Genomic DNA, 25,774 nt, shown 5'->3' with positions numbered 1-25,774 from the left:
ACCCACGCGAGGTCGGCCCAGATGTAGAGATCTTATTGTGCGATGGAGACTGCGTCGACCAATTCTGACGTCGCTGTTTCGCTGTCGTACTCGCCATTAAAGTGAGCGGTTACAACGTCATAGATCGCGTTCTTAACGGACGCATTCGATGCGTGGCCGTGCGCCATTGATCCATAGAGATTACCGGATGCAGAAGCGGCTGCGAGATCGGCAATGCCTTGTTTACCACAGGCATCGAAGGCCTCGTCGCTCACATCAGTGCGGGCAGGAACGGAGCCTTTGACCACGTTGAACGCCGATTGGAAGGACGGTGACAAGATCGCTGTTGCAAGGGCTGCTTGCTCATCCGATACCGTATCGCCTTGGCTGAACATCGCGAATTGGTCCGCGTTGAACGTGACTTGATCTTGGGTGCCTGGAAAGCGGAAGCAAAGGAAATCTTCGCCGGGAACTTTACCCGCATTCAAGAATTCGCCCTTGGCCCAATCGCCCATCATTTGGAAGCCCGCTTCGCCATTAATGACCATCGACGTTGCAAGGTTCCAATCGCGACCCGAGAAGTTGTCATCCACATTTGCGCGAATGAAAGACATGCGGTCGAACGCTTGTTTCATTGTGTCCGAGCCCAATGCTTCGGGATCAAGATCAATAAAGGCCGCCTTGTAAAAATCAGGGCCGCCCGTAGACATGACAACCGCATCAAAAATGGTCGCATCTTGCCAAGCTTGGCCACCGTGAGCGATGGGGGTGAGGCCCGCTGCTGCGAGGGTGTTTACCGCCACTTCGAACTCTTCCCATGTCGTTGGAACAGCAATACCATTGACTTCTAGCACCGCTTTATTTGCCCAAACCCAGTTGGTCGAGTGGACGTTAACAGGGGCTGCAACCCACTGGCCATCCACCTTGGAAAAGGCTTGCAATGCGTCTGGCACAACCGCGTCCCAGCCTTCAGCGGCTGCAACATCGTTGAGGTTCGCCAAGGCACCTTCATCGGCCCAATCGAGGATATCAAAGCCCAACATTTGAACGGCTGTTGGTGCGTTTCCTGCTGTAACACGTGCGCGCAAAACGGTCATCGCCGCATCGCCGCCACCGCCCGCAACGGGCATATCTTGCCAACCGATGCCTTGGCTTTCGAGGTCTTGCTTGAGCACGTTAAGCGCTGCGGCCTCCCCCCCAGACGTCCACCAGTGTAGGACCTCAACATCTTCGGCAACAGCCATGCTGCCCGTGATCGCAAGTGTGGCCAAAGTAGAAGTAGTAAGTTTCATAAATTTACGCATTTGGTTTCCTCCCTTTTTGCGTTGTCGTCTTTATGGATTTAGACCCATCTGGAGCGCGTTTTGCCGATCCTCATTTGAACGGTCTTTGTCTCAAGATATTCATCCATTCCGTGGTGGCCCAACTCCCGGCCTAATCCACTTTCTTTCGCGCCGCCAAAAGGCAGCTCTGCAAACCCGTCCATCCACGTGTTGGTCCAAACAGTTCCCGCTTGAACCCGCCGTGCAAATTTCAAACAGGTGCTAATATCTTGGCTCCAGACTCCCGCCGACAATCCATAATCGCCACCATTCGCGATTTCCAAAGCTTCGTCAAATGTTGTAAACGTTAGGACGGATAAAACGGGTCCAAAGACCTCCTCAGAGGCAATTGCCATATTTTTGGTCACATTTGCCACGACCGTCGGCTGATAAAACTCGCCCGACATCCCGTCAATGGTAAGGGGCGCGCCGCCAATCGCAACGGTTGCGCCAGCCATAACTGCCTCTTTTACATAACCGTCTATTTTGGCTTGGTGTTGTGAAGAAATAATAGCCCCTACCTTTGTGGACGGGTTCAGCGGATCACCGAATGGAACCTTGCGTGATAATTCAACAATTTTCCGTATTAGCACCGCAGCAATATCATGATGTACGATAATCCGTGAACCAGAATTGCAACATTGGCCCGCATTGAAATATATACCAAACACAATCGCATCTGCGGCTTCATCCAAATCGGCATCGGGGAAAATGACCTGCGGGTTTTTGCCGCCAAGTTCCAGCGAGACTTTCTTTAACGTTTTGGAGGTTGCGGCCACGATCGCTTTGCCAACTGCCGTGGAGCCGGTAAACGACACCATATCGACATCGGGATGATTGGTGAGGTTTGTGCCGACAGGATCGCCGTAGCCCAAAACGATATTCACGACCCCAGCGGGCAATCCGGCCTCGATCAAATGCTGGCCGAGGATCACAGTGGTTGCCGAGGTCAACTCGGAGGGTTTGATAACGGCGGTACAGCCTGCCGCCAAGGCAAAGGGCAGTTTTTGCGACACGATAAGGAACGGAAAATTCCACGGCGTAATCATTGAAACCACGCCAATCGGCTCTTTGAGGACAACCCCGAGCATATCGGGGCCGAGCGTGTTGTGGCTGTCACCATGGATCGTGCGGGCAAGCGAGGCCGCAAAGCGCCAGATGTCGGCTGCCCCTTCGATTTCCGCTTCGGCTTGGGCGATGGGCTTGCCGCTTTCCATCGTTTCATACAGGGCGATGCGCGACCGATTGGCGTCGATAAGGTCGGCAACTTTCAACAAAAATGTCGCGCGTTCCTTGCCAGAGGTATCCGACCATCGCCGATCATCAAATGCGGTACGTGCTGCGGCAATCGCCGCCTCAACTTCGGCTTCTCCCCCCAAAGTGGCCTGCGTTACCAACTGTCCGTTGGCGGGCGAAAACCGGTCAAACGTTTGGCCAGACGCACTGGAGACCCAAGCGCCGTTAATGAGGTGTTGCGCAATAAAAACATCCGTGGGTGCAGGAACAGCACCCGCTCCAGAAATCAGCGTCAGATCATGAGTCATCACGGGAAATATCCTTGAAATTTGCAGGGCGTTTGGCGCGAAACGCGGCAACCCCTTCGGTTTTGTCTGGCGAGGCGGCCATAACCGCACCGCCTAAAGCCTCGATCATGGCGCTGCGGTCCTCATTTAGCGCCGCCGCCAACATATATTTCGCCACCTCAGTGGCCTGTGGCGACTTGGTTTTTATCTCGGCGGCCATAGCAAATGCGTCGCCGCGCGGATCATCGGAAACGGAATTCACAAACCCCAATGTATAGGCGCGCTCAGCGCTCAACCGACGCCCCGTTAAGACCAGCTCTTTAAGAACGGCCACTGGCATCAACTGAACTAGGCGCTGTGTTCCGGACCATCCTGGCACAATCCCAACCCCTGTTTCAGGAAGAGCCAGCGTTGCGCGCGGGTTCGCTACACGCAAATCACAGGCAGCCGCGAGTTCCAGCCCGCCGCCAAAAGCGTGGCCCGAAAGCACCGCAATTGTCGGCACGTGAAGGCGCGCGATACGGTCAAAAATCCGATGACCGCTGCGGATCCAAAAACGGGCGAAATCCATCGGCGACAAGTCCGCCCACGCGTTGATATCTGCCCCCACGCAAAACGCGCGATCCCCTTGCGCCGTAAGGACGACACAACGCAAATCGGCATTCGTTTCCAGAACCGTCAAATGGCGCTCAAGGTCGGCAAGCATTGCGGGCGTCAAGGCGTTGAGTTTGGTGGGATTATCCAGTCGTAACTCTGCGACACCATCGGTGAGATCAAGATGTACATTGCTCATAGCTTCAACCCCATCTTCCCTTCGGACAGCAGTGAAAGCGGCATAATTTTAGCGTCTTTGGACACGGAAACGCGGCCTTCGCTTGCAGCGATGATGTCAACCTCCGGATCAATTCCGGGCATAATTTCGAAAGCAACGAGACCGCTGTCTTCCAGACGCATCACGCATCTTTCGGTTATGTAGATAACGTCTTGCCCTTGGCGTCGCGCGCGTTGCCCCGCAAAGGTAACATGCTCAACCGTCTCTACCATTTTGGTAAACTTCCCCTGTGCCGTGACCCGAATTCCGCTCTCGGACACTTCCAATTTGGCACCTGCGGCGAAATATCCCGAGAAAACAATCTTGCGAGCGTGGGCCGTGATGTCGACGAACCCGCCGCATCCCGCCGTCAAATAGGGCTTCTTCCCCAGCTTTGACACGTTGACATTTCCGTCGCGATCAACCTCTAAAAACGACAGGAACGAGACGTCAAATCCGCCGCCTTGAAAATAGGTAAACTGTGTAGGCGACGGCAAAATCGCATCCGCGTTGGAGGCACAGCCAAAGGCGAAATCAGTCAATGGGACGCCGCCGACAGCACCTTGTTCAATCGTCCACGTCACCGATTGCGGATACCCTTCCTCGAGTAAGACCCGTGGCACATTCGCCGAAATTCCGAACCCTAGGTTGGCGGTATCCCCCTCCTTCAGCTCCATCGCAGCGCGGCGCGCAATAACCTTCTCGACGCCATATTCAGGAAGGGAAAAACTGTCCCACGGACGCATAATTTCCCCCGAAATCGCAGGATCATACGTGGTTTCTGTTGTCTGTTTTTGATCGGGGTCAATCACTACATAATCGACCAAATGTCCGGGGATATGCACGTCATGTGGACGGAGCGAACCCGCCGCTGTCACACGTTTCACTTGCGCGATTACGATGCCACGATGATTGCGCACGGCAATTGCCTGATCTAACGCGCCAAGCGTTGCACCTTCATGTTCAAAGGTGAGATTACCGCGCTCATCAGCGGTGGTGGCGCGAATAATAGCAATATTGGGCACAATATTCGGAAAATGCAGCCAAGTTTCCCCAGCAAACTCTTGTTTATAAACAATGGGGTCGGCGGCAGCGCGTTCATTCATCGCACAGCCTTCCCGTGCGGGATCAACGAAGGTATCAAGCCCCACTTTGGTCAAAACGCCCGGCTTTCTTGCTGCCACATCTCGGTGCATATCAAACAGGATACCCGACGGCACATTATACGCCGCCACGCGGTTTTCGGTCAGCATTTCCCAAATGGCAGGCATCGGCAAAGAGGACGGCCCGCTGGGATAGGACCCCGCAATGATCCGCGCCAGCAAGCCATCTTGCGCAAGATGGTCGACCCCCTTGATGCCGTACATATCGCCCGCAGCAATGGGATGCAGCGTGGTCAAATCGCGAGGATGGCCCTCCTGTGCGAACCGGTCGCCAAGTACCTTGAGCACCAGATCAGGACACCCCAATCCAGAGGATGACGACACAGTCACAACGTCCCTGTCCTTAATTTTCGAGACCGCCTCTGCGGCGGACACAATCTTCGAGGGCATGGCTTACAAGCCTCCGTAATTGACAGCGACGCGAGTTCCCGTGGTCGCGGCCTGTTTGACGGCTGCGGCGACGGCAAGCGAGCGCACGCCATCGCGCCCTGTCGCGGCAGGCTGACCCTGCCCTGCAACCGCGCCCATAAAGCGATCTATCGACCGCGCATAGAGATTATGATCGCTGAACTTAATCTCCTCAACGCCGTCCGCCGTGCGCAACTCAACTTGCCCAATGGGCTGTTGCGTCATTACGTTTTTGGTAATGATCGACCCTTTGGTGCCATGAAATTCGAGACCCGTTTCGGCGTGGCGAAGCGTGAAACCTTCATGGGTCTGGACCAATATTCCTGACGGCATTTTCCAGACAGACATGACTGAATCCTCAACCCCCTGCCCCAAACTGCCGGAGGCCTCAATCGCCGTCACTTCCAACGGATATTCCCCGAGATGAAAGCCAACCGTGTCCGCGTCATGCACAACGATATCTGGTATGACACCGCCCCCCGCCGCAGCATTGTTAATACGCCAGCCTTGAAGCGATTCAGGCAGGTAAACCGCATGGAAAACACGCACGGCCTGCACATCGCCAATCCGGCCCGCGGCAATCAATTCTTTGATTTTCAAGTGCGACCCAGCATTGCGCAAATGGTGGTTCGTCGCGAGAACAACGCCAGCCTTCTCGGCAGCATTGACCATCGCAAGCGCATCCGCACAGGACATTGCCAAAGGCTTTTCACACAGCACATGTTTTCCCGCAGCAATCGCCGCAAGCGCTTGAAATTTATGCTTTTCGTTTGTGGTTGAGATATAGACGGCATCAAGATCCGGGTCGGCAAGCATCGCCTCAAGATCCGTTGTGGAGGACATGATATCATGCGTCTTTGCATACTCCGCACCCCGTTCCGCATTCGCGCTGAGCACTGAAATGATCTGATTGTCCGCACAAGACCGGATCGCCGAAATCAAATGCTCAGCTGCAATAGTGCTCGCCCCTATCAATCCCCAGTTCATACTATCTCCTAACTATTTGGAACGTTCCAATTTCGAATCCACTATTATTTGGAACGTTCCAGCCAGTCAACACATTTTTAAAAACTAGTTATGGAATACTATTTGTCAGGCTTCTGAGCGGCAACGAGTTACAGCGGGAAGGATCATCCCGCTACAGTCGCCAAACCCAATGACATACCCGTCCCCTTGCGCTTTACCTCGCAAAGTTAGCGTGTCACCATCTTCGATGAAGCTGCGGATTTCGCCAGTGTCTAAGGCGAAAGGTTTGCGCCCTGCCCAGCTGAGTTCCATGAGCGATCCAAACTCGTCGCGTGTGGGCCCCGAAATTGTGCCCGACCCCAACAAATCCGCCGTGTTCATGGCGCAACCGCTGCTTGCGTGGTGGCACAGTTGTTCGGCGGCAGAGTAATACATGCGATTGTAGTTGGTTCTGCTGATTACGGTGGCTGTCGCAGCCCCTTTGGGTTGCATCAGCACCTCAAGATCAATGTCATACAACCCGTTTTTTGTGCCGTTCAAATAGGGTAGCAGCGCCTTTTCACGCGGTGGTGTCGCCGCGCGGAAGGGGTTTAGCGCGACAGCCGTCACGATCCAGGGACTGATGCTTGTGCCAAAGGCTTTGCCCTGGAACGGGCCTAGCGGTTGGTATTCCCAGCCTTGGATATCGCGCGCAGACCAATCATTGAGCAGAACATAGCCAAAGATCATGTCGTCGGCCTCATCCACAGTAATCGGTTGGCCCAACTTAGTGCCCGTCCCCACGATGGCGCCCAATTCCAATTCGATGTCCAAACGTTTGGTTGGGCCAAAGGATGGCACCTCGGCGTCCGGCGCTTTGGTCTGGCCGTTGGGGCGGTGGATCGGCGTGCCCGACACCACAATCGAGGACGCGCGCCCATTATAACCGATGGGAATGTGCAACCAATTCGCGGGCAAATCTGGCGACCCACGCAGGATTTCACCCATATTTTTGGCGTGCTGAATGCCTGCGTAAAAATCGGTGTATTCGCGCACTTGAAAGGGCATGTGTAGGGTGGCCTCACACTGGGCAACCAAGTAGGCCGCGACGCGTTCCTGCTCGTTGCTTCCCTCGGACAACAACTCGATCAAACGTGCGCGCAGCGCATCCCATTTGCTGCGGCCCTGTGCCATAAAAGCGTTCCACGACCCAGCCTCGAATGCGCCGTTAAAGTCGAGCAGCCCTGCGCCTTCAAGCAATTGAATATCAAGGATATAGTCCCCGATAGCCACCCCGCATCGCGGAGAGGTTTCGCCTACAGAGAACACACCATACGGCAAGTTATTGAGTGGGAAAGAAGTCGAGGCGTTGTTGGCGCTTTCCACCCAAGAGCGATGCAATTTCGTCATGATGTTCCCTTAATAGTTTGCTGGTGATCGGCGCGACCCATCACATATTTCATTGCGACTTAAACATAGTATACCGTTTCATTTCTTGCCCGCAGTCCCGTCGAATTTCTTCTCAAGACTCTCCCAACAATCGATATAGTCATCCTGAAGCGGCGCCTCCTTACCGGCGAATGCGGTCAGATGTTGGGGGAAACGGGTCTCGAACATAAACGACATCGTGTTGTCGAGCTTCTCGGCCTTGAGGTCGGCATTGGACGCGCCCTCAAAGGCGTTTTTATCTGGCCCATGCGGCAACATCATATTGTGCAAACTAATCCCGCCGGGCACAAACCCCTTCGGTTTGGCATCATACTTGCCATAAATATTGCCCATCATCTCGGACATAATATTCTTGTGGTACCAAGGCGGACGGAAGGTATCTTCGGCCACCATCCAGCGCTCGCGGAACAGCACAAAGTCGATATTGGCCGTCCCAGCTTGCCCCGAAGGCGCCGTCAGAACCGTAAAAATCGAAGGGTCTGGATGATCAAACAAGATTGCCCCTACAGGGCAATACGTCCGCAGATCATATTTCACCGGCGCGTAATTTCCGTGCCACGCCACCACATCCAAAGGCGACTGGCCGATCTTGGTTTCATGGAACTGCCCACACCATTTCACGGTCACAGTTGAGGGCACTTCGCGATCTTCATAGGCTGCAACAGGCGCCTTAAAGTCGCGCGGGTTGGCCATACAATTCGCCCCAATCGGCCCCCGCCCCGGCAGCTCAAATTTCTGTCCATAATTCTCGCAGACAAATCCGCGCGCTGGCCCCTCAAGCACTTCGACGCGATACACAAGCCCGCGCGGGATAATCGCGATTTCCTTAGGCTCCACATCCAGAATTCCAAGCTCGGTATAAAACCGCAACCTCCCCTCCTGTGGCACCACCAGCATTTCGCTGTCTGCCGAGAAGAAATAGCTGTCCTCCATGCTTTCGGTGACCAGATAAATATGGGTCGCCATGCCGACTTGAGTGTTCACATCTCCCGCCGTCGTCATCGTGCGCATCCCCGTCAACCACGTCAGTGGATGATCGCCATGGGGCACCGGATCCCAGCGATATTGCCCAAGGCTGGTCACATCATTCAGGACGTTCGGCGCGGATTTCCAATACGGCAGATCGATTTTTTCATATCGGTGCGAATGCTTAACCGACGGGCGAATTCGATAACACCACGTGCGTTCGTTTTGATGACTTGGAGCCGTAAATGCGGTCCCTGAAAGCTGCTCACCATACAGACCATAGTTGCATTTCTGCGGACTATTCATGCCCTGTGGCAACGCCCCCTCAAGCACTTCGGTCTCATAGTCATTGCCAAATCCAGGCATGTACCCCGTGTTGGGGCCGGGCAAGGATGGGGCCTGAACCATTCGGTGTGGTGGAATTTGCGTATTCATGGAGGCCTCCGACAATTGCCATTGCGTTCAAAATATCAGTTGCTTTTGTAACTAACAACGCTTGTTTCGTCTAAAACGTATTACTAGATATTTCCGAAACTTTCGGGGCGCTTCTGTCAAATCCCAGCAAAAAACATGCCTGCGAAAATTTGATGGCGCGTGTGAGGTCGCATGTTTAGATAGTGTCGCCTGCCCACTGAGATCGATGTGACGCATTAAAATAGAAGCGTAACTAATTGAATTTAAGATATATACTTAACCACACCCCATCACTAAATTCATCACAGACATAAAAAACGAAGTGCACGCAGATCAGCCTGTGATACGTTATGTATTAGGTCAGTGCGGTTTCGCGCCGCAGGTTTTTGAAAACGCGCACCGCAACTGGTACGCTCCACCCTTGGATAACGGGCAGCCATACTATGTCATTACAATTCGAAAAAATCCGCGACACCAATTTGCACTACAGCTTCCACTCCGGAACAAAAGCGGCGAAGCCCGTTGTCTTCCTCAACTCCTTGGGAACAGATTTTCGGATTTGGCAGGGCGTGGCAGACAAACTGCCTGATGTTCCTAAATTGATGATGGATAAACGCGGGCACGGTCTGAGTGATATGGGAGCGATCAGCATTGAAGGCCTCGCTCAAGATGTGGCCGGTTTGATGGACCATCTTGGCCTCACAGCGGCCATCATTTGCGGCGTATCCGTTGGTGGATTGATCGCCCAATCTCTTGCTGCACTTCGCCCCGATCTGGTTGCGGGGCTTGTGTTGAGCAACACGGGCGCCAAAATCGGCGACGACGCCACGTGGAACCAGCGTATAGAAGCGGTCGAAGCCACGGGCTTAGAACCCATGGCGGATGCGGTGATGGAAAGGTGGTTTTCAGCAGAATTCCACAAGACTAAATCCGCGCAATTGGCGGGATATCGCAACATGCTGACGCGAACCAGCGTCGAGGGCTATGCGCAAACCTGCAGAGCCATTCGCGACGCGGACCTAACCGTATCAACCCGCGCGATAGCCGTCCCTACAATCTGCATTGGCGGCTCCGAAGACAAAGCAACGCCGCCCGAACTTGTACGTGCACTCTCTGACTTGATTGCGGATTCAAAGCTGGAAATCATCCAAGGTGTTGGGCATCTGCCCTGCCTTGAGGTCCCCGAAATCATCGCCGGTCATGTGAACGATCTTTGGCGCACCCTTAACCAGTAAGCGCCTTATAAGGCCGGAGTAGTGGACGGCAACGCAACTGGTGGAGAGGCGTTTACGCGGCATTCCACCAGCACGAGCACAGCGCCCACAAAAAAACCAACCGCCCCAATCAACGTCCAAGCGACCGACGCAGTAATAACAGCACTGCTCGCGCCACCTGACGGCACGAAGGCCATGACGGCAGAGATCATAAACGCGACGCAACCCGCGAAATTGACCAACGCGCCCCACCACGAGATATCCCACGGACGCCACGACCAATAGCGGTGGCAAGTCTCGATAAATGCCAGATATCCAGAGGTGAGAAAAAGGATGGACCCAAGAAGATCTGGTACCCAAATCGCTAAGTCCTGCTGAAGCCAGCTTTCAATCGACAGCAACGCCATAAAGGTGCAGGCATTAAATAAAAGCGTTCCCAGGAATTGCAAAAAACTACTAAGCCAGCCGATTTGAGAGGGTTGCCAGCCAATCAAAACAAACCGCCGAGGTTCAGCGTTTTCATGCGGTAATGCGCCCGAGTTCGCGGCCTGAAACAACTGCAGGTATCCCGCTATCGTGAAAAAAATCGAACCGAGGAAAAAGACCGCATTAACGTCAAATCCAGACATCGAAAAGGTGTGCGCAGCCACAGGCCACAGCGTTAGAATCGAACCGGCGATGAACAAGAACGATCCAATCGAGAACCCGCTGCCGATCCAGACGTTCAGGCTTTCTGGTTTCCACGCGTCACTATAAGTGGGCAAAAATGCCCGCCGCAATCCCTTGCGATGATCTCGCGAGCGCCAGACGTGCTGCTGCCCACGATGCGCATATTGCCGACGCGTTACAAACGGCCATGGGCCGCTTGCAGCGCTGACTTTCGGCCCATCAGTGGAGGGGATGCGACAGTCTTCGGTCAATGATGAAAACCACCGGCGGCATTTTCGCCAAGCGGTGTTTCCGCCGGATGTTTTGTCAAATGTGCCAACGCTTTACGGATATCGCGGATCAGGAGCGTAGCAAGGTCGCGACTGACTCCGTTGCGCACCAAAATGCGTTGAATAGCTTGGGTCTGACAGTTTGCAGGCAAGGTATATGCGGGCACTTGCCAGCCATAAATCCGCAGACGATCGGCCAAATCGAACAGGGTAAATCCAAGATCAACATCGGGTTTGAGCGTCCAACACAGAGCGGGGATACCAGACGTCATATCGCCATCGTAGACAATGTCAAACGGCCCAAGCGCGCCAATTTCGGCCGCGAGATATTGCGCGGTCGCGTAGCACGCCTTGTGGATTTTGGTGTAACCTTCCCGCCCAAGTCGTTGGAAATTATAGTATTGGCACGTGATAGGCCCGCCCGGACGCGAGAAATTAAGCCCGATATCGCGCATATTTCCGCCCAGATAATTCACCCAGAACACCAAGTTTTCCGGAAGATCGTCGGCGCTGCGCCAAACGATCCAGCCCACACCAAGCGGCGCGAGGCCAAATTTATGTCCGGACGCGTTTATCGACTTCACCCGTGGCAGGCGGAAATCCCACATCAATTCAGGAGCACAGAACGGCGCAAGAAACCCGCCCGAAGCGCCATCAACGTGGATCGGAATATCAAGGCCCGTTTCAGCTTCATACTTATCGAGCGCCGCAGAAACCGCCTCGACGGGTTCGTATTGCCCCGTGAATGTCACGCCAAGCGTGGGCACGACACCAATGGTGTTCTCGTCACACAGGCTCAACACCTCTTCTGGCGTCATCAAAAGGCGTCCGTTTTCCATCGGAATTTCGCGGTGTTCCACATCCCAATAGCGGGTGAATTTATGCCAACAAACCTGCACGGGACCTGTGATCAGGTTGGGCTTATCGATCGGCTTACCCTCGGCTTTGCGGCGGGCTTCCCAGCGGCGCTTCATCGCCAATCCACCCAGCATCGCCGCCTCGCTCGACCCTGTCGTAGAGCAACCCGTAGCTTCATCGCTGGGCGCATTCCAAAGGTCCGCAAGCATACGCACACAGCGTTGCTCGATCTCCGCAGTCTGTGGATATTCGTCCTTGTCCACCATGTTTTTATCAATGCAATCGTCCATCAATTGGTGGATTTCAGGCTCTTCCCAAGTCTGGCAGAACGTTGCGAGGTTTTGGCGCGAGTTACCGTCAAGCATCAACTCGTCGCGGATCGATGCATAGACATTGCGCGGGTCACTTTCGCTTCCGGGAAAGATGCTTTCTGAAAGCGGGACCGACATCTCGTCGGAGCCGTAAATTTCGTCGAAATGGTTAGATGGCGCAGGCGTCTTGGTGGTGTCGACCATTGTAGTCCCTCATTGTTGGCGCGCCGAAGGTCGAGAAGAACCAAAATATGAGCTCTCTGTTTTCTGGCGCAAGATCAAACTGTTGTCTGTTGTATAGTACAAAATTTGTCCGTCGGTCCACCTTCCAACCTAGTTGGGCACTGCGGTTTTACAACTAGAACCGTATAAACATATCTCAGCCCAAGTAAGCCTCGTTACGGTCAACCTTGAATGCGTCAGGCATAAATAGGGATAGCGCCGAGAGTTAACGCGGACGCGTTTATCCTCGGAATGGATTGTACACGTAGTTCAGATAACTCTCGGAACGCAGTTCAATTTTCCGCAAGACCTTGAGTATATCGGCCGCGTCGGAGGTATAAATCGCAGCGATCCCCTTAGCCCCAAAACGCAACGGGAAGTTGGGGTACTGATCGGTCAGCCTCATTGCCACAAAAAATGTTTCCCCCGGTACGACCTGTTGCTCCCTCGGGAGCACGCCAGAAGGCTGCAACTGGGCGTTTCCATTGCCGTAAATGATCCGCGTGACTTCGGCGGCAAACACGTAACCCGGGTACATTTCAAAGGCCACTTCGCCGATATCGCCAACGGTGATATGCTGCGCACCCTTTTGGCGAATTTTCATCAAAATCCAAGGATCGGCTTCGTTCACGAATGTCAGGACGGGCGTTTTAAGCCGCACAACATCGCCGGGTTGAAGTTGGAGATTCAGAATCTGACCATCCGAGGGCGCATAGACTGTGCGGTCCTTCAAAATTGCTGTGGAATGGGCCAACGCCGCCTCAGCCAATCTAACGGAGGCATGTTCGCCATCGATCATCGCATCAAGCGACAGTTTTGCTTCTTCGTAGGCTGCCTTTGCCACGTCCAGTTCGGAGCTATCACGCGCAATCAGTTCGTCTTCTTTTAGCTGCTTTTCAGCCTCGATAACCAATTCGGTTGAAACAGCCGCGGTCTGACGCGCACGCTCCGCTAGGTCCTTTCGTGCAGCACCTTCTTCTGCCAGTTTTGTTTGTCTGGCCGCTTCGTCGACATCGTATTTCGCTCGGGCCTGTGCCGCCGAGACAGCTGCTTTGGAAATTTCAACCTGAACAGAAGTCTGTTCAAGCAAGCTTTCCTGATGCGCAACATTTGCTCCGGCAGAGGTCAATTGCGCCTGCATGATTTTTATATTTTGCTTGGCCAAAACCAGACTGGCTTGATTTTCATCGACCGTAGCTTGGAACGTGTCCTTCTCAAGACTGAACAAAGGATCGCCGAGCTTCACTATGTCGTCCTGTTTAACGTGAACCTCTGTGACTGTGCCGCCAAATTGGGGCCCAATCTGGACGACGTATCTCTGGACAAACGCGGAATCCGAATAAGGGGTAAGTTGTCCAAGAAAAACAACCTCAACCAAAGCGGCCGAAGCATAAAGGCCAGAGCACAAAAGCCCCCAGACAAGATTGAACTTCAACCATTTAAAATCAAAAAAAACCAACCGGATCAAAAACAGATAGGCAATCGTAACAAGGATTTCCATTTTCTGGCGTCCTGACTGGGTTGTATGAAGAAGGGGTCGTTGGCGGGGAGGCTATTTCTGTTCCGGCGGAGGACTGTCGGAAGTCCCCTCAAGACCTGAAACGGTCCAAGGGCGGAAATGGGCCCAGATGAGGGCGAGCATCCATAGTGGAAAGACCAGCAAGCCTAAATAACTGGTGATCTTGATCGCATCCAACTGTGGGTGATTGCGCGCTTTTGCGACTTTACCCGGGATTTCATGGACGACAACAATCCCCACGACAATCACAAGGATTGAGAAGAAAATCAGGAAGAGAGAAACGTAATCTAATGTTGTGTGTGGCATTAAAGAACCATACATTAGAACAAGTTGTCTTACAAATATAATTTGCACGGCGCCTCTAAGCTTCAAATTTTACGGGCCTCTTTTTCTTGAATTCACATGCCATTCTTTTGGGTTTGGCCACTTCTAACCTCATGGAAAAACTTTTCCTATAGCTGGCATCGATTCGAATATTTCCCCGTTCCTAAGCTCCATACCTTAGATTGGATTTAGCAATGATTTTACGCATGAAATCAGTATGCGTCCCGAGATAGCGCGATCCTTCGATTGAAAGATGCCCTTCATCGCGAAACATAGAAGTCGACCCGATCATTGTGTCACACACGCCATTCGGGCGCAGGAAATTCTCAAGTTATAAGACCGAAATCTCGGGATCCAACGTCCGCAAAAAGTCTATTTCGGCGGCGCTCGCGGGATGGAAACGCTGGTGGGTCGCGGTGTGGATTGGTTAACCCCAATTGCCAACACGACACCGACGACGGCAAGAGATACGCCCGCGCAAGGATATCACGGCCCTTTTGTTACGTTTTCGGAAGGGTATTTCAACGAAGTGGTAGGTGAACGGCGCCACCAAGATCGACAAGGCAATCAATCCGAAAACGTCGGGGGACTGGGGGAGTTGAATCGTACAGTCGCGCTGCAACTGATCAGCCCCATAGCAACCAATGGTCGCCACGACAAAGGAGGTGCGATTGGGGTGTTGCCAACTGCAAACACTAAAATCACGGAGGCACCCGCAACTAAGGGCAGCGTAGAGGCGTTAAGCAGCACGAGGGATGAAATGACGGCGAGCAGACCTAATGTCGCTAAAATCGTGGCAACCGGTATGGAAGTTCCCGAAGGTAAATCGTCCGAGGCTCAAATTTTCCATGATTAATTGCGAGATCAAGGCCCCCTCCCCTCAAGAATGTCGTATCAGAATGATAAACAATGACCGCGAGAACTGTGATGGCACGCACTCCGTCAATCTCCGGACGATATTTCGCCGCAAGCACTTTCGTTCTGCAACGCAACTGGCAGGTTTTAAGTTCTCATTTTCCGGCCCGAGTCTGTTTGTTTTATGCTCACAAGAACCGGGCTCACCAAATTTAGGTTGGCGCTTAGTCGGGAAGCTGTGCGTTCCAGTTTTTGCCAGCCGGGCAAGCGGCCAGTTAACGCGTCTCTGATCGCTTGAAAGGACGAAAAATAGATCAGTTGCCGGTACCCAAAACGCAGGATAATTGTCAGCAACAGCAGTTTTAGGTCGAACTTTCGTTCAAACCAGAACGCTGTAAGAGTGTAGGCCATGTCGATAGCCACAAGGACAATATAGCTGATCAAGACCACGGTTGGAAATCCTGTAACGTTGAGCGCTCCATGCAGGCTGTATTCAATCACCGTCTTGACCAAGATGCTGAGCAAAAGCAAATCGACGAAGGGCGACACCATACTCGTCAACAGACTAAACCAGATCGCGTCCATAATCGACACAAGCCCAATCGCACGGCGTTCTGGAATAGAGCGCCAATGTTTCCACGAGGTTTGCAGCATCCCCAACGTCCAGCGCCGCCGTTGCTTCAAGAAAGCTTTAGTCTGTTCGGGGGCCTCAGTATAGGCGCGCGCTTGTTCTTGAAAACGAACGGTATAACCGGCGCGATGCACCGCAACCGTCAGGTCGGCATCCTCGGTGATTGTATCGCCCGAATACCTATTTGCGGCCTCAACTGCCGCAACCCGCCAAGCCCCGATCGCACCGGGCACAACAAAAATACCGTTGATGGTTTCGAAACTGCGCCGCGTGACCGCTTGGCTAACGAGGTATTCCAGCGCTTGGCAGGACGTCAGATACCCCTTTCGATTGCCGACCTCCACAAAGCCTGCCACCGCTCCGACACGCTCGTCTTTGAAGTGCTGAACCAACCAACCTAGAGCATCAGGATCTAAAATAGTATCGGCATCCACCCCCACAAAGAAGGGCGTTTTGATATACTGCAACGCGTGGTTCTCGGCCTGCCATTTGCCGCCGTTTTCTTGCCGGATGATCCTGACGCGTGGATGATTGTGAAACTCCGCGTTGACCGTATCATAGGTTCCGTCGGACGAGCCATCATCCACCACGATGATTTCAAAGTTGGGATAGTTCGAGCCCAGAATTGACCAAACGCTCCGTACAATAACATTCGCCTCGTTATAGGCTGGCACCACAACTGTAATCCCCGGAAGGTATTCAGGGTCACGCTGTGGCGAAGGTTTGCGAAAGAAAGCCAAAACAAGGTAAATCAACGATCTGACAATCGCAAAAACGAGCAAGACAAGAAAGGTTGTCGTCAGGCCAAAATACCAGAAGTTGAGAAGGCGATAGGTGACCGTGTCGCGCGCCCTCTTTGAAATCGGATCGAGCGGAGCTATTTCCGCCGCACCAAGGTTAGCAACTTCGGCCAAGGGCGCAAACGTGAACCCGTCCCGCCGCAAATCGGCAAACAGGTCCGGCAGAGTTGCAATAAGCTCCGCAGCATATTTGGTTGTCAGGTCAAACGACATAACCGCCGGATGGCCTGTGAGACTTGCTTCGCGAAGTTGGGCAACAAAGCCTGCGCGATCCGTCTCGGGATTTTGGAATACGGCTCCGTTGGATATTGGAATGAAATCTTGCGCAACCCACGCACGCGTTATTGCGAGTTCCTTTCGGGTTGATGGCATATCAAAGGGTTGGCCCGCGTTGCGAATAAGCGTAGTGCGGTGTCCGGTTAGATGGGCCAAGACATGTTGCGCTTTATTATTGGCCAGTTGTTCTAGGTCGGCTTCAAATGGGCCTGCCGTAGCAAGGCTTCTGACAATTGTACCAAGAGTGTGGCCAAGCGCCTCCACATGAGGGAGTTTGGCCCCAATATCAAGCAGCCCGCGATCTCTTAGGAAAAAGGTCGCGCTGATATTGTTGTCGTGCAAAACACCAAGCAAGGTATTGAGGTCGCTTTCACCTCCAAAACCGTTGAACGTCACGAGCGCTTGCGTGTCATTGGGATGTACGTCATGGCGCAGTATTGCAGGGGTCGGCAGTGTTTCATAGGTTTGCGTGATCGCACGTCCGGACCCGTCGAATGTGACTTTCCGCCTTCCCACGGTGGCATTCACGACCTCCATAACCGCAACGCCACGGCCGATATGGATCAAGCTGTCCTCAAGGGAAATGCGCCTCGACAAACTGTTGCGCGCCGCATCACTCTCGACTGGTGCCGACAAAACCGGCCAAATCGCTGGATCTTCATACCCTAACGGCCAAACTGCGACGGTCTGGTCGTTTTCCAACGCGCGCATCTGATTGTAGAGCGACACAGCATCAGAAAGCCAAATCCGGTTTCGTTGCCGGTCTGTGTCTACGAATTGAAGATACGTGTTTCCGAGTTGAAGGTTTTCGCCAACATTGCCCTTAAATCGGTTCGTCATCCACAGCGCCTCACTGTAGGAAACGGTTTGGCTGGTGGCACGGCCCGTCTGCCACTGTTCCCCGAACGCTCCAAGGGCAATGACCCGTTTTTCGACAGGAAGATGCGTTGACACCTCGGCCATTGCCGGCGCGAACCAGTCCGCGGGGGCGATGGGTGTGAAGGCCGCTCTATTCGTCTGGAAGCCCTGAACGACTCCAAAATCCACAGCGTCGATCAAGTCCTTGCGTTGCCAAAGCGCCGCATCCGCACCTGCGATGAGACAGGTTTTTGTGTCGCTCCCCTCCCGCATGGAAGCAACTTCATCAAGCAAGGCGACAAGCCCATCGGAGGCGAGCGCGGGATACCCTGTCAGATCCAAACACAGCCCCGCAAAGGTGCGACCAGCGGTTTCCAACGCGAGTTTCTCCACCAAGGTTGCGCGTTTTTTCTGGTCCATAAGGAACCGTTCAAAACCTTGCTCCAATTCGCTCGACTGCGGCTTGATGGACAGCAGAACCTCTGGCAATTGCACATCTCGCTTCGACGTAAAATAATCCTGACCAACGGATGTTAGACCTTGGCTGTGCGCGTCAAAAACAAAACTTTCTGCGATGACCGCGTCTAAGTCGGAGCAGTGCTGCCAAAATCCAGATAAAGCGCGCGGATCGTTCGCTGGAAGATAGCCAAAGACCTTGCGCGCACCATTTGCTGAACGCTGGCAATTTTCTGTGACTTCGGGCTTAAGGCGGCTTTCAAACCAAGCCTCTTGCCCCAAGCCCGAAAGATCGGGATCAAGTTGTTCTGTGCTAGAAGCCACGACATGTGGTAATGTGGGCAGATTATAAATTCGATACAGATAGTCGCCGGCCCACAGTGGAAGCCCAATTAGAAGGCTCGCAACGACACCCCTCCAAAGGACAACGCGCGTGCCTGTCCTATCTTCAAACAACATTTTCCGCACCCAATACCCCCCCCGAGGACTTAATCCCGCGACCCAGACAATGCCTGAAAATGAGTTAGTCTAGAAAAGCAATGAACTGAGTGCGCCGCTGTTGGCGCTATCGCAATATATTCAGCTACAATATATTGCATAAATAACTGAATTTATGACATAAATCAATATGAATAGATTTCCTGGAAATTAATTTATGCTGAATCGACGTAATTTCATGGCCTCCGCTGGGGTGTCTATCGTGCCTTCATTTAGGGTTGGCACAGGTGCGCATGCGCAAGATGTAGCGCATTCTGTGACTATTTGCTTGGTTGGAGTATCAGAGACAACCTCCTCGCATTTGGTGGAGTTGCTCGCAAAACTTTTCATGTCGCGGGGGCTTCCAATCTGCTGCGCTCTAGACTTCTCCGAGGGGCGGGGTTTCGATTCGACTGTCGGGCGGCTGGTCGAAACGCTTGCCCAAACAGAGGCTGGACTTTTTGAAGTCGCAGCACAAATGCCGCGACGCGCAAGTGATCGACGCTACTTTCAAATGCGCACCGCGGCGAAGTTACGCGCCAACCTAACAACCGGCCCCAGCGATAGCCCGCTTCACGTGCTCGGGTCCAATGTCACGACGCTTTATGACCCCTTTCCAGACGACGATCTGGATCACGCCGCTTTTCGTGGCTCTGGGTTTCGGGTCTTTTTGCAACCTTTCATCTCTGAGAAGGCACCGGATATTAACGCGATGGGCCGAGAGCAAATCGTCGTTAGTGGCGGGACCTTTTTCAAATTTTCGGACTCGGACGCGCGCGCATCTGGGACGTCCGCAAGTGAGGACACGGTCGCGGGCGGCCTTATATGTATTCCCGTCGATATCGCGTCTAAATTGCCTGAAAAAGACGTGGTGGAACAATTGACCGCACTCGCCATGAAGCTCGCCGACGCGAACAATTCCGGCAGGTTCTTTATCTCGCGGCCCACCGATCTTTTGCTCCAAACCGACGCCTACCCCGCCTCAAGCTTGAGCCTTGCTTTGATAGAGAACAAAACGCCGCTATCAAAGGATGCCCTTGTTGCGTTTGAACAAGAGCTTACGGCGGCGAGCATCCCCTTCACGCGCTTTGACAAGGACGCCTTCAGCCCCCGCCCTGCGACCGCCTCGCATGAAATTCAAACCAAGTGTATTCACTTTACGCAGGGCGACAGCGCGCCTCTATCGGCAGACACGCGGATCATTCTGTTGCCGCCAGAAACGCCGAATGCCTATTTTGGCCTGCGCCCCGACGGTCGGTACCAAATTGCCAGTCACGGCGCTCCCGACATGCCAGCGCAAACGCTTCTGCCGTTGAACCCCGTTGCTGACATGACGATTGTCATCACGCCCGAGAATGTTTCAACGTATATCAAGCGGGCGTCTCTCATCCATCGCTTGACCACGATGCGCCATGAGGGTCGTGCCAAACTTCGCTCGGTCAGCGGTATGGTTGACTATCTTTTTGCGTCTGAACCGATTTTAAGCAACCTTCAATCAACACGCCGCTTGCTGGCAACCTTGCCCCCAACCGTCGCCCCCCCAGTCGCGGAGGAACGTAAAAAGTTGCTGCAAGATGCGGCGCTGGCTTGGCAGTATATTGAACGGTATTCCCATTCAACCACGGGGCTTTGTGCGGGCACAGCCAAGGGCGGATCGGGTGGTCGCGTAAACCGCGACGCCACGATGTGGGACATTGCCAGTCAGTTGCGTGGTATTATGTCCGCATGCTCTCTTGGTATCATCGACCGTAAAAACGCAACCGAGCGCGTTGAAACAGTACTTGCGAACTTACCGCCTGTGACAATCGATGGCGCGCGATTGCCGCCTGCAAGACTGTCAACAGAGACGGGGCGCGGTATTTCTGAGGATTTCGACGCATGTGATACGGGGCGGTTCTTGGTCGCGCTTTTTGCTGTAAAACAGGACGGTTTGGCCGCACCAGAAACCGTGCAGTATATTCTGGATGGCTGGGACCTGAACCGTATTGTGCGCGACGGTCATCCCTATGATTATATCAACGGTAAATTGGTTGATAAATACCTGTCCCATTGCACCCAGTATTCACGGCTCGGGTATGCGATGGCAGGTCAGGAAATTGACTCGCCCTATGCCGGCGACAGACAGGATTCCAAGACTGAGCAGCAGATAAACTTCCTTTATACGGCTGCGTCTATTGGGCATTTTGGTACGGAACCTGCCCTTTTGCAGGAAATCGAGCTGGGAAAAGACGAGCCAACGGCCTATTTGGCACGCGTGTTGTTTGACGCGCAACTCCGGTGGTATGAAAAAACGGGCGCGTTGAAATGTGCCTCTGAGACGCTTTTGGATTTTTCACCGTGGTTTTCCTATCAAGGTGTCCGCTTTGATAGGGAATTGGACGAAAGCTGGGTTGTTGCCTTCAGCTCCAGTTCAAGCAAGTTTCAAACGCCCGCGTTTCGTCGCAAGGCGGAGGTTATCAGCTCCAAATCGGCGTATCTTTGGGCCGCCACCGTGCCCCACCCCTATTCACGGCAGTTAGTGGCATTTATTCGCGACAAAGCCAAAATTGAGGGACAAGGGTTTTCGGCTGGTATCTTCGCCCAAGACCACAAACCGATGTATCTCTACAGCGATGTCAACACAAACGGCGTCATCCTGACCGCAATCGCCCATATGCTCCGCGACGAGGTCCAAAACAAGGGGGCGATTAGCGCGAGGCGACCCGAACGTCGTAGCCGCTAAATTTGTTGATATATTTCTTGAGCGGCGTGCCATACGGATCGCGCAAATCGGCCTTACCATTCGATTGAATGTATTCTTTCAAAGCACCCGCGCCCAACAAATGCGACGCCGCCAACATGCTACTCGCCGTCAGTTTTGAGCCGCCAACATTGCTACCTTTATAATGCGCGATCTTGTGAAGCTCGATATAGTCCCACATCAGCGTCATCCACGCCTTTGCCGCGCGATCCTGTTCTTTTTTGTTGGAGAGGAAATCTTTGGCTGATCGGACCCCGCCTTTGCCCGTGAAACCACCACTATAGTTGTTATCATAGGCGTTGCCGTCGTATCGGACATACCCAAGATCAGTGAGGGCCGCTTCGCCGAATTGATAGGCTCCCAAAAAGTTAAGCGAGTTTACAGATTGATAGTCTCCACCGGATTCCATCATTTTCAATGCGACCAAAAAGGCCGCAAATGTATTGGACATGCTACTGCTCCTAAGCCTGTATGTTCCGCCTTGAGGCGAATTTGTGTTCTTGCGGGCACTCATAGCCCGTCACAGACTTACGTCCAGCCATTTTCCAAACACACTCGCATCTGGCAAAGGTTCGCCGAAATGTATGACTATTTGGTGACTTTTGGGGGGTTTTAGTGCGGCAGCCATAAAATTTCGAAAGCCAACATCACACACTTGATCGCGGGGAGAAGACGCCTGGGGGAGCAGAATCAACCCCTTTTTGGACGCTGTAAAACGAAATGAAACGGGTATTCTCCAGCCAAGCGGCGCTTCCAAACACGCAGCCATTTGGCCATATTTTGCGTCATACTCGAGGCGCAACCACAACCGATTGCGTGCCCGCGCCGCATTCGCGCAAAAATATAACGCCGAGCGGTCCTGTCATGCGTCTCGCTTTTACGCACATTTTGACCCCGCAAAGAAGGCGGGCACCACGCATCATCGCAGTACCCGCCCCGTTAGTTCCACGCGTCAGACGAAATCAAAATCGCTTGCATTCACATCCGCACGGTCCAGACCGCTCAGGAAAATATCTACACTGCCAAATTCAATCAGCAGCCCCTCAACTGTGTCGGTGAATGTGAAGTCCGCCATGGTTTCTGCACCGTTTTGGATACGGATCAAATCAAGGGCGTCATAATCGGAAATTGTGTCAACACCGGAGTTCGCGTCGAAAATAAAGACATCCGCGCCTTGACCGCCTTGGAGATAGTCATTGCCTGTGCCTCCAAGCAAACGGTCGTTATTGTTACCACCATAGAGGCGGTCATTGCCGCCGCGCCCGACCAAAAGATCGTCGCCATTGCCGCCCAAAAGGGAGTTCGCCGCGTTGTTCCCCGCGAGAAAGTCGTCAAAGGAAGACCCCAGCAGGTTCTCGATGGATACGTAAGTATCCCCTGCCGCTTCACCCGTATTGGTGCTACTATACCCAAGATCAGCGCGCACCATGGTTGTGGCCGTCGTATACTCGGCGCGATCAATACCATAACCGCCGTGGAGCACGTCAGCCCCTGCGCCGCCATTCAGACGGTCGTGGTTGTTACCCCCATACAGACCGTCATTGCCGCCACGTCCGATCAGAAAATCGTTGCCATTGCCACCGAAAACATTATTCGCAGCGTTATTGCCCGCCAAAATGTCGCCGTAAGTGGATCCCAGCAGGTTCTCGATCAAAATGTAGGTGTCCCCTGCCGCTTCACCTGTGTTATTGCTGCTATACCCAAGATCGGCACGCACCATCGTAGTGGCCGTCGTATACTCCGCTCGATCAATACCATAACCGCCGTGGAGCACGTCCGCTCCTGCGCCACCATTCAGCCTGTCGTGGTTGTTTCCACCATACAGACCGTCATTGCCGCCACGTCCGATTAGGAGATCATTGCCATTGCCGCCGAAAACATTATTCGCAGCGTTATTGCCCGCGAGAATGTCTCCGTATCCAGACCCGAGGAGGTTCTCGATGGATACGTAAGTATCCCCCGCCGCTTCACCTGTGTTGTTGCTGCTATAGCCAAGATCCGCACGCACCATCGTGGATGCCGTCGTATACTCCGCGCGATCAATACCATAACCGCCGTGGAGCACGTCCGCTCCTGCGCCACCATTCAGCCTGTCGTGGTTGTTACCACCGTACAGATTGTCATTGCCGCCACGTCCGATCAGAAAATCGTTGCCATTGCCGCCGAAAACACTATTCGCAGCGTTATTGCCCGCCAAAATGTCGCCGTAAGAGGATCCCAGCAGGTTCTCGATCGACACGTAGGTATCGCCATCAGCTTCGCCAGTGTTGTTACCGCTATACGCGAGATCCGCGCGTACCGATGCCGTTGCATCCGAGTACTCGGCACGGTCAATGCCATTGCCGCCGTTGATGAGGTCGGCTCCTGCGCCGCCATTTATCCGGTCGTTATTGTTCCCGCCGTATAGTTCGTCATCGCCTCCAAGCCCCTCAATGAAATCAGCGCCACTTCCAGCATAGAATTCATTTGCTCCGCCGTCCCCAGTAATAATGTCGTTTTGCGTTACGGTTGCGTCGAGACTACTGAGTTGGATTGTCCTGCCTGGAGCAAAGGCACCGGTTGGGATCCCAATCTCGGTATTCGGATTGTCCAAAAGATCCTGCACCTCTTGGAGAGATGTAAACGCGGGGAATGCGTCCCCTGAGAGAACAAAGATATTCTGGGGGTCGACGACCCCAAAGCCTGAAACATTCACATCCCGAAAGTCGGCAACATAGACGATGGTAGAGCGTGCCACGCCGCCATCCAGCCACTTGACCTCAAAAATACCCTCGTAGAAGTCACTATCTTCTACGACTGTTTCACCGTTGATACGCACTGTGTAATCTTCGATGTAAGTATCAACATTGGTTTCCGTTACATCATCTTCACCAGGTTCAAGCGGCAGAGTTTCATAACTAAAACTAGTTGTAGATTCCGGAACCACAATTTCAAGAGTGATGCCCGAAAAGGCAGCGCCCGTATCTTCCTCCACAGAGTTGTCGTAGTAAACGGCGAAGCCTTCAAATGCGTATGTCGTCATGTATTATCCCTCCCCAGGGTCCGCGAGTTTTCTAAATCCTTACAATCGTATGAAGAAACTACGGTTATAGCGATTTTTTGGCAACTTTTTTATGGAGACCGTCGAAGAGGAGCTGGCTCTGCCTTCAATTGGAAGACACCATTCAAATACGCGGGCGCGCAAACTTCCCGCGACATGGGTAGCTGTCATACTTGCGAAATTTCGCCAAGTCGAGGATCCCATGGGGTGCTTTGAAGCGGCAAGCTGGTCAACGATAGTATCACCATCGGCCACATCGAGCGCCGATCCCGTCGCGCCCGTTTTGTCTCAAAATGCTGTAATCCTACGCAAGGCGAATGCCTCAAAGCCAAACCGAGGAGCCTCGCGCCTGATCCCCATTCCCGTTAAACGGATGCGGCTGCCTCAAGACGGACACCTTGGAATTGCGCCAGACAATTCTCGATCTCTGCTCGGGTTTCAAAGAGGCAGGCCGTTGTCGAGAGCGCGTCGGCGAGGGCCGCTGAGTTTGCAGAAACTGAAATCTCCCGCCAGTTTTGCGGGATCGGCGAACCCGTGCGCGGGTCAAGGATATGGCCTACTTGCGCGTCCGTATCAAACGTCGTTCCCAATGGGGCAGATGTGGCAAGAGCCCGTGCAACAAGGGGCACTTCGCCTCCCGCCGCCAGTTTGACGGGCCAAGCACCGCCATTTGGATGCTGGCCAAGCGCACGGAACTCGCCCGTATTAATCAGGATATTGGTCAACCCCTCGGCGCTTAGCATATCCGCCACACGATCCGCGATATAGCCCTGTGCGATCCCGTTCAGTGTCAGCATCATACCGGGCCGCATTGCAATTTCGTCAGCGTCGAGATTTACGTTCGTCCACCCCGTCAGCGCACGCGCCAATTCCAGCGTTTGCGCATCAGGCAGCGCTCCCAGTGCCGAAGCTTCAGCGTAGCTTTTCCAAAGCGGCTGGATCGTTGGATCAAATCGACCATCGCTCGCCACATGCACAGCGCCCGCAAGCGACAGGCATTCCAACAATTCAAACGGCGGCGCTTGCAGGGTGCCTGTGCGGTTCAATTGTGACAGCGCGCTGTCCGCGCGAAAGAGGCTGAAGATATCTTCCAGCCGTGAAATTTCCGCCGCCACCCGTGCGCTGATCGCGGCGGCATCTGGATGGGCCAGACGCAGGGTCGCGCGCGCACCAAGGGCGACACCCTCCCACGTGTAAACAGGTTGCGCGGCTCCAAGACTTGGGAAAGCAAATGCAGCGGCACTGATGGCCAGAAAACGACGGCGATTGGTCATA

General features: G+C 53.6%; 18 protein-coding genes. 3 read left to right on the top strand and 15 right to left on the bottom strand.

What is annotated here, in order from left to right; all coding sequences use genetic code 11:
• Positions 1 to 32: 32 nt before the first annotated feature.
• The 7 genes from AB9F26_RS04255 to hmgA form a co-directional block, all read right to left on the bottom strand.
• Entirely contained in the window at positions 33 to 1,283 is a 1,251-nt protein-coding gene (locus AB9F26_RS04255) for an ABC transporter substrate-binding protein (RefSeq protein WP_369767366.1), read from the bottom strand.
• A gap of 38 nt (positions 1,284 to 1,321) precedes the next feature.
• Positions 1,322 to 2,845 carry an aldehyde dehydrogenase family protein gene (locus tag AB9F26_RS04250; RefSeq protein ID WP_369767365.1) on the bottom strand — a complete coding sequence of 508 codons (1,524 nt, stop codon included), beginning with the start codon at positions 2,843 to 2,845 and terminating at the stop codon, positions 1,322 to 1,324.
• Entirely contained in the window at positions 2,835 to 3,617 is a 783-nt protein-coding gene (locus tag AB9F26_RS04245) for an enoyl-CoA hydratase/isomerase family protein (RefSeq protein WP_369767364.1), read from the bottom strand. Before AB9F26_RS04245 ends, AB9F26_RS04250 begins: the two co-directional genes overlap by 11 nt.
• The gene (locus tag AB9F26_RS04240) at positions 3,614 to 5,188 is read right to left on the bottom strand and encodes an acyl CoA:acetate/3-ketoacid CoA transferase (RefSeq protein ID WP_369767363.1); all 1,575 of its coding nucleotides are present in this window, start codon (positions 5,186 to 5,188) and stop codon (positions 3,614 to 3,616) included. The genes AB9F26_RS04245 and AB9F26_RS04240 overlap by 4 nt, the downstream gene beginning before the upstream one ends.
• 3 nt (positions 5,189 to 5,191) lie before the next feature.
• Complete coding sequence (locus AB9F26_RS04235) at positions 5,192 to 6,193, bottom strand: Gfo/Idh/MocA family protein (protein ID WP_369767362.1); 1,002 nt, start codon at positions 6,191 to 6,193, stop codon at positions 5,192 to 5,194.
• Between the two features lie 105 nt (positions 6,194 to 6,298).
• Positions 6,299 to 7,561 (bottom strand): fumarylacetoacetase, encoded by a 1,263-nt coding sequence (gene fahA, locus AB9F26_RS04230; protein ID WP_369767361.1) that lies wholly within the window; start codon positions 7,559 to 7,561, stop codon positions 6,299 to 6,301.
• A gap of 78 nt (positions 7,562 to 7,639) precedes the next feature.
• Positions 7,640 to 9,001, bottom strand: a complete 1,362-nt coding sequence (gene hmgA / locus AB9F26_RS04225; protein WP_335583466.1) for a homogentisate 1,2-dioxygenase — start codon at positions 8,999 to 9,001, stop codon at positions 7,640 to 7,642.
• Positions 9,002 to 9,423: 422 nt separating this feature from the next.
• Between hmgA and pcaD the strand changes: the two genes are divergently transcribed.
• Positions 9,424 to 10,215 (top strand): 3-oxoadipate enol-lactonase, encoded by a 792-nt coding sequence (gene pcaD, locus AB9F26_RS04220; protein ID WP_335583467.1) that lies wholly within the window; start codon positions 9,424 to 9,426, stop codon positions 10,213 to 10,215.
• 5 nt (positions 10,216 to 10,220) lie between these two features.
• On the opposite strand, the gene AB9F26_RS04215 is transcribed toward pcaD, so the two are convergent.
• The 4 genes from AB9F26_RS04215 to AB9F26_RS04200 form a co-directional block, all read right to left on the bottom strand.
• The gene (locus AB9F26_RS04215) at positions 10,221 to 10,958 is read right to left on the bottom strand and encodes a hypothetical protein (RefSeq protein WP_335583468.1); all 738 of its coding nucleotides are present in this window, start codon (positions 10,956 to 10,958) and stop codon (positions 10,221 to 10,223) included.
• A 152-nt stretch (positions 10,959 to 11,110) separates the two neighbouring features.
• Complete coding sequence (locus AB9F26_RS04210; RefSeq protein ID WP_335583469.1) at positions 11,111 to 12,505, bottom strand: glutamate decarboxylase; 1,395 nt, start codon at positions 12,503 to 12,505, stop codon at positions 11,111 to 11,113.
• Positions 12,506 to 12,764: 259 nt separating this feature from the next.
• On the bottom strand, positions 12,765 to 14,024 hold the full coding sequence (locus AB9F26_RS04205; protein WP_369755583.1) for an HlyD family secretion protein: 1,260 nt from the start codon (positions 14,022 to 14,024) through the stop codon (positions 12,765 to 12,767).
• Between the two features lie 51 nt (positions 14,025 to 14,075).
• Positions 14,076 to 14,348: a DUF3302 domain-containing protein gene (locus AB9F26_RS04200; RefSeq protein ID WP_335583471.1), complete on the bottom strand. Its 273-nt coding sequence runs from the start codon at positions 14,346 to 14,348 to the stop codon at positions 14,076 to 14,078.
• A 412-nt stretch (positions 14,349 to 14,760) separates the two neighbouring features.
• Between AB9F26_RS04200 and AB9F26_RS04195 the strand changes: the two genes are divergently transcribed.
• Positions 14,761 to 15,222, top strand: coding sequence for a hypothetical protein (locus AB9F26_RS04195; RefSeq protein ID WP_369767359.1), 462 nt, complete (start codon positions 14,761 to 14,763; stop codon positions 15,220 to 15,222).
• Positions 15,223 to 15,368: 146 nt separating this feature from the next.
• Here AB9F26_RS04195 and AB9F26_RS04190 read toward each other — a convergent pair whose 3' ends face one another.
• Positions 15,369 to 18,701 carry a glycosyltransferase gene (locus tag AB9F26_RS04190; RefSeq protein WP_369767358.1) on the bottom strand — a complete coding sequence of 1,111 codons (3,333 nt, stop codon included), beginning with the start codon at positions 18,699 to 18,701 and terminating at the stop codon, positions 15,369 to 15,371.
• Between the two features lie 196 nt (positions 18,702 to 18,897).
• On the opposite strand from AB9F26_RS04190, the gene AB9F26_RS04185 reads away from it, so the two are divergent.
• Positions 18,898 to 21,441: a DUF3131 domain-containing protein gene (locus AB9F26_RS04185; RefSeq protein ID WP_369767357.1), complete on the top strand. Its 2,544-nt coding sequence runs from the start codon at positions 18,898 to 18,900 to the stop codon at positions 21,439 to 21,441.
• Here AB9F26_RS04185 and AB9F26_RS04180 read toward each other — a convergent pair.
• The 3 genes from AB9F26_RS04180 to AB9F26_RS04170 all read right to left on the bottom strand — a co-directional run bounded on the left by AB9F26_RS04180 (position 21,407) and on the right by AB9F26_RS04170 (position 25,773).
• The gene (locus tag AB9F26_RS04180) at positions 21,407 to 21,910 is read right to left on the bottom strand and encodes a hypothetical protein (RefSeq protein WP_369767356.1); all 504 of its coding nucleotides are present in this window, start codon (positions 21,908 to 21,910) and stop codon (positions 21,407 to 21,409) included. The two genes, AB9F26_RS04185 and AB9F26_RS04180, sit on opposite strands and share 35 nt — an antisense overlap.
• Before the next feature lie 501 nt (positions 21,911 to 22,411).
• A complete protein-coding gene (locus AB9F26_RS04175) occupies positions 22,412 to 24,481 on the bottom strand; it encodes a calcium-binding protein (RefSeq protein WP_369767355.1) in 2,070 nt (689 codons plus the stop codon).
• Positions 24,482 to 24,864: 383 nt separating this feature from the next.
• Complete coding sequence (locus tag AB9F26_RS04170; RefSeq protein WP_369767354.1) at positions 24,865 to 25,773, bottom strand: FAD:protein FMN transferase; 909 nt, start codon at positions 25,771 to 25,773, stop codon at positions 24,865 to 24,867.
• Position 25,774 lies beyond the last annotated feature (1 nt).

The organism is Falsihalocynthiibacter sp. BN13B15, from assembly GCF_041205415.1.
GTDB lineage: Bacteria > Pseudomonadota > Alphaproteobacteria > Rhodobacterales > Rhodobacteraceae > Falsihalocynthiibacter > Falsihalocynthiibacter arcticus.
Note: the sequence above shows the minus strand (reverse complement) of the source record. Positions and strands in the feature narration are given on the sequence as shown.

What these genes read in the sequence shown, in the direction of transcription:
- AB9F26_RS04255 (WP_369767366.1), bottom strand. Translation starts at nt 1,283, where the DNA reads ATGCGTAAATTTATGAAACTTACTACTTCTACTTTGGCCACACTTGCG.
- AB9F26_RS04250 (WP_369767365.1), bottom strand. Translation starts at nt 2,845, where the DNA reads ATGACTCATGATCTGACGCTGATTTCTGGAGCGGGTGCTGTTCCTGCA.
- AB9F26_RS04245 (WP_369767364.1), bottom strand. Translation starts at nt 3,617, where the DNA reads ATGAGCAATGTACATCTTGATCTCACCGATGGTGTCGCAGAGTTACGA.
- AB9F26_RS04240 (WP_369767363.1), bottom strand. Translation starts at nt 5,188, where the DNA reads ATGCCCTCGAAGATTGTGTCCGCCGCAGAGGCGGTCTCGAAAATTAAG.
- AB9F26_RS04235 (WP_369767362.1), bottom strand. Translation starts at nt 6,193, where the DNA reads ATGAACTGGGGATTGATAGGGGCGAGCACTATTGCAGCTGAGCATTTG.
- fahA (WP_369767361.1), bottom strand. Translation starts at nt 7,561, where the DNA reads ATGACGAAATTGCATCGCTCTTGGGTGGAAAGCGCCAACAACGCCTCG.
- hmgA (WP_335583466.1), bottom strand. Translation starts at nt 9,001, where the DNA reads ATGAATACGCAAATTCCACCACACCGAATGGTTCAGGCCCCATCCTTG.
- pcaD (WP_335583467.1), top strand. Translation starts at nt 9,424, where the DNA reads ATGTCATTACAATTCGAAAAAATCCGCGACACCAATTTGCACTACAGC.
- AB9F26_RS04210 (WP_335583469.1), bottom strand. Translation starts at nt 12,505, where the DNA reads ATGGTCGACACCACCAAGACGCCTGCGCCATCTAACCATTTCGACGAA.
- AB9F26_RS04205 (WP_369755583.1), bottom strand. Translation starts at nt 14,024, where the DNA reads ATGGAAATCCTTGTTACGATTGCCTATCTGTTTTTGATCCGGTTGGTT.
- AB9F26_RS04200 (WP_335583471.1), bottom strand. Translation starts at nt 14,348, where the DNA reads ATGCCACACACAACATTAGATTACGTTTCTCTCTTCCTGATTTTCTTC.
- AB9F26_RS04195 (WP_369767359.1), top strand. Translation starts at nt 14,761, where the DNA reads ATGGAAACGCTGGTGGGTCGCGGTGTGGATTGGTTAACCCCAATTGCC.
- AB9F26_RS04190 (WP_369767358.1), bottom strand. Translation starts at nt 18,701, where the DNA reads ATGTTGTTTGAAGATAGGACAGGCACGCGCGTTGTCCTTTGGAGGGGT.
- AB9F26_RS04185 (WP_369767357.1), top strand. Translation starts at nt 18,898, where the DNA reads ATGCTGAATCGACGTAATTTCATGGCCTCCGCTGGGGTGTCTATCGTG.
- AB9F26_RS04180 (WP_369767356.1), bottom strand. Translation starts at nt 21,910, where the DNA reads ATGTCCAATACATTTGCGGCCTTTTTGGTCGCATTGAAAATGATGGAA.
- AB9F26_RS04175 (WP_369767355.1), bottom strand. Translation starts at nt 24,481, where the DNA reads ATGACGACATACGCATTTGAAGGCTTCGCCGTTTACTACGACAACTCT.
- AB9F26_RS04170 (WP_369767354.1), bottom strand. Translation starts at nt 25,773, where the DNA reads ATGACCAATCGCCGTCGTTTTCTGGCCATCAGTGCCGCTGCATTTGCT.